Raw genomic sequence first — 3,331 nt, forward strand, 5'->3', positions numbered from 1 at the left:
GCGACAGTCAGTGCACGAAGCGTGCTGGCGCACGCGGGCCATGAAACCAGCCAGCTCCGGCGCCCCGTCCTGATTGGCGCTCCACAGCCTCCCCACCCGCGCCTTTGCCGACACCGCAGTTCTTTGCGTGGGGAAAAGACTGATCAGACAGACGAAGCGCGCGAGCGCTCGCACGCTCAACGGTCTGTTCAGTCTTTTCCCCCACCCGCCGCGCCGCACAAGAAGCAACGAGCGAACAAAGGAGCAAAAACATGTCAGGGCTGACGAGGCAGAGAGTGAAGTGGGCCTGGTGGATGCTCACCCCGATGCTGATCGTGCTGCTGGCCGTCGCCGGCTGGCCGCTCGCACGAACCTTGTGGTTCAGCCTGACCGATGCGTCGCTCGCCCACCTCGGCGAATGGAAGTTCATCGGCCTCGAGAACTACACCGGTGATTACGGCGTGCTGCGCGATCCGGACTGGTGGCGCGCCGTGCTCGTCACCGGTGTCTTCGCGCTGCTCTCGGTCACGCTCGAGACCGCGCTCGGCCTCGGCGTCGCCCTGGTCATCAACCAACCATCGCGCCTGCGCACGCTGCTGCGCGCCGCGATGCTCGTGCCCTGGGCCATCCCCACCGTCGTGTCGGCCCGCATCTGGAGCTGGATGTTGCACGACCAGTTCGGCGTCGTGAACCACTACCTGCTCGCGTTCGGGCTCATCGCGGCGCCGCTCGCCTGGACCGCCGACCCCACGCTCTCGCTCTTCACCGTCGTGATGGTCGATGTCTGGAAGACCACGCCCTTCATGGCGCTGCTGATCCTCGCCGCGCTGCAGATGGTGCCGCTCGATTGCTACGAGGCCGCCAAGGTCGACGGCGTGCCCACCTGGCGCGTCTTCACCCGCATCACGCTGCCGTTGATCGTGCCCGGCGTCGCCGTCGCCGTCGTGTTCCGAACCCTCGACGCACTGCGCGTCTTCGACGTCATCTACGTGATGACCTCCAACAGCCGCGCCACCAAGAGCATGTCGATCTACGTGCGCGAACAGCTCATCGACTTCCAGCAGGTCGGCTTCGGCTCGGCCTCGGCCACCGTGCTGTTCTTCATGATCGCGCTCGTCACCATCGTGTACCTCGGCGCCACGCGCCGCGGCGTCGAGGAGGCCTCGTCATGAACGGTCCCAGCATCCACCAACGCACGCCCGCCATGTCGGCGCTGTACTACGCCTCGGCCGCGCTGCTGCTGTTCGTCTCGCTGTTCCCGCTGCTGTACGCGGTCTCGACCTCGCTGAAGCAGGGCACCGCGCTGTTCTCGCCCGAGCTGTGGCCGGCACACGCCACCCTCGTCAACTACGCCAGCCTGTTCCGCGACCAGCCGTTCGCCCGCAACCTGCTCAATTCCGCCTTCGTCGCCGGCGGCGTCGTCGCGCTGTCGCTCGCACTCAGCTTGCCTGCTGCCTGGGCGCTGTCGCGCGTCAGCTTCCGCGGCCGCGGCACGCTGATGCTCACCGTGCTGTCGGCGTCGATGTTCCCGCAGGTCGCGGTGCTGTCGGGCATGTTCGAGCTGGTGCAGGCGTTCGGCCTCTACGACTCGCTGGGCGCCCTGCTGCTCGCCGACCTGGTGATCACGCTGCCGTTCACCGTGTGGGTGCTCGTCACCTTCATGCGCCAGCTGCCGAAAGAGGTCGAAGAGGCCGCGATGATGGACGGCCTCGGCGTCTTCACGCTGATCTTCCGCATCTTCATGCCGCTGCTCTGGCCGGCCATGGTCGCCACCGGGCTGCTCGCGTTCATCGCCGCATGGAACGAGTTCCTGTTCGCGCTGACCTTCACGATCAGCACCGAACAGCGCACCGTGCCGGTCGCGATCGCGCTGGTGAGTGCCGGCAGCGGCTACGAAGCCCCGTGGGGCGCGATCATGGCGGCCTCGGTGATCGTCACCTTGCCGCTCATCGGGCTGGTGGTCTATTTTCAACGGCAGATCGTCGCCGGCTTGACGGCCGGCTCCGTCAAGGGCTGACTCCTCTTTTGAACGACACGACCATGACAACTCCAACCGACTGGTGGGCCGGCGCCTGCATCTACCAGGTCTACCCGCGCAGCTTCCAGGACAGCAACGGCGACGGCGTCGGCGACCTCGCCGGCATCACGCAGCGGCTCGACCACATCGCCTCGCTCGGCGCCGACGCGATCTGGATCTCGCCGTTCTTCCGCTCGCCGATGCGCGACTTCGGCTACGACGTCACCGACTACTGCGACGTCGATCCGATGTTCGGCACGCTGGCCGATTTCGATGCGCTGGTGGCACGCGCCCACGCGCTGAAGATCAAGGTGCTGATCGATCTCGTGATCAGCCACACCTCGAAGGACCACCCGTGGTTCGTCGAGAGCCGCGCGAGCCGCGACAACCCGAAGGCCGACTGGTACGTGTGGGTCGATCCGCAGCCCGACGGCTCGCCGCCCAACAACTGGCTGTCGCTGTTCGGCGGCAGCGCCTGGCAGTGGGAAACCCGGCGCCAGCAGTACTTCATGCACAACTTCCTGGCCTCGCAGCCGGACCTGAACTTCCACCACCCGCAGGTGCAGGATGCCGTGCTCGWCGCCGCGCAGTTCTGGCTCGAGCGCGGCGTCGACGGCTTCCGCCTCGACACGGTGAACTTCTACTTCCACGACCGGCAGCTGCGCTCGAACCCGCCGCAGCCGGCCGGAAAGTTCGCGGTCGGCGTGCCGCGCGCCAACCCGTACGCGCGGCAGAGCCACCTGTACGACAAGACGCAGCCGGAGAACCTTGCCTTCCTGCAGCGCTTTCGCGCGCTGTGCGACCGCTACCCCGGCATCACCACCATCGGCGAGATCGGCGACGACAACGAGTACGCCACGCTGCGCGCCTACACCACCGGTGCGCGGCTGCACATGGCCTACACCTTCAACCTGATGACCGAACGGCACGAGCCGCGTTACGTGCATGCGGTGCTGGCCGAGATGCTGGCCGAGGCCGGCGACGCCTGGGTGTGCTGGGCGCTGAACAACCACGACGTGGTGCGCGTCGTCACGCGCTGGGCCGGCCTCGGCCCGGCCGAGCGGGTCGCGCCGCTGCTGGTCGGGCTGCTCGGCTCGCTGCGCGGCTCGATCTGCCTCTATCAGGGCGAGGAGCTGGGGCTGGCCGAGGCGGTGATCCCGTTCGAGCAGATCCAGGATCCGTACGGCAAGGAGATGTGGCCCGAGTTCGTCGGCCGCGACGGCTGCCGCACGCCGATGCCGTGGTCGGCCGCGGCGCCGAGCGCCGGCTTCACGAGCGGCACGCCGTGGCTGCCGGTGCCGGAGGGCCAGCGCCAGCGCGCGGTCGATGCGCAGG

Annotated in this window: 3 protein-coding genes; all 3 read left to right on the plus strand. The window is 67.8% G+C overall.

Features of this window, described 5'->3' with window-relative positions; all coding sequences use genetic code 11:
* Positions 1-251 precede the first annotated feature (251 nt).
* On the plus strand, positions 252-1,151 hold the full coding sequence (locus tag AC1D01_RS26245; RefSeq protein WP_477871597.1) for a carbohydrate ABC transporter permease: 900 nt from the start codon (positions 252-254) through the stop codon (positions 1,149-1,151).
* Positions 1,148-1,996, plus strand: a complete 849-nt coding sequence (locus AC1D01_RS26250; protein ID WP_477871599.1) for a carbohydrate ABC transporter permease — start codon at positions 1,148-1,150, stop codon at positions 1,994-1,996. Before AC1D01_RS26245 ends, AC1D01_RS26250 begins: the two co-directional genes overlap by 4 nt.
* Positions 1,997-2,019: 23 nt before the next feature.
* Positions 2,020-3,331: alpha-amylase family glycosyl hydrolase (locus AC1D01_RS26255; RefSeq protein ID WP_477871601.1), on the plus strand; the 1,312-nt coding region annotated here is incomplete at its 3' end.

It is taken from the genome of Rhizobacter sp. P3_B12, assembly GCF_056402895.1.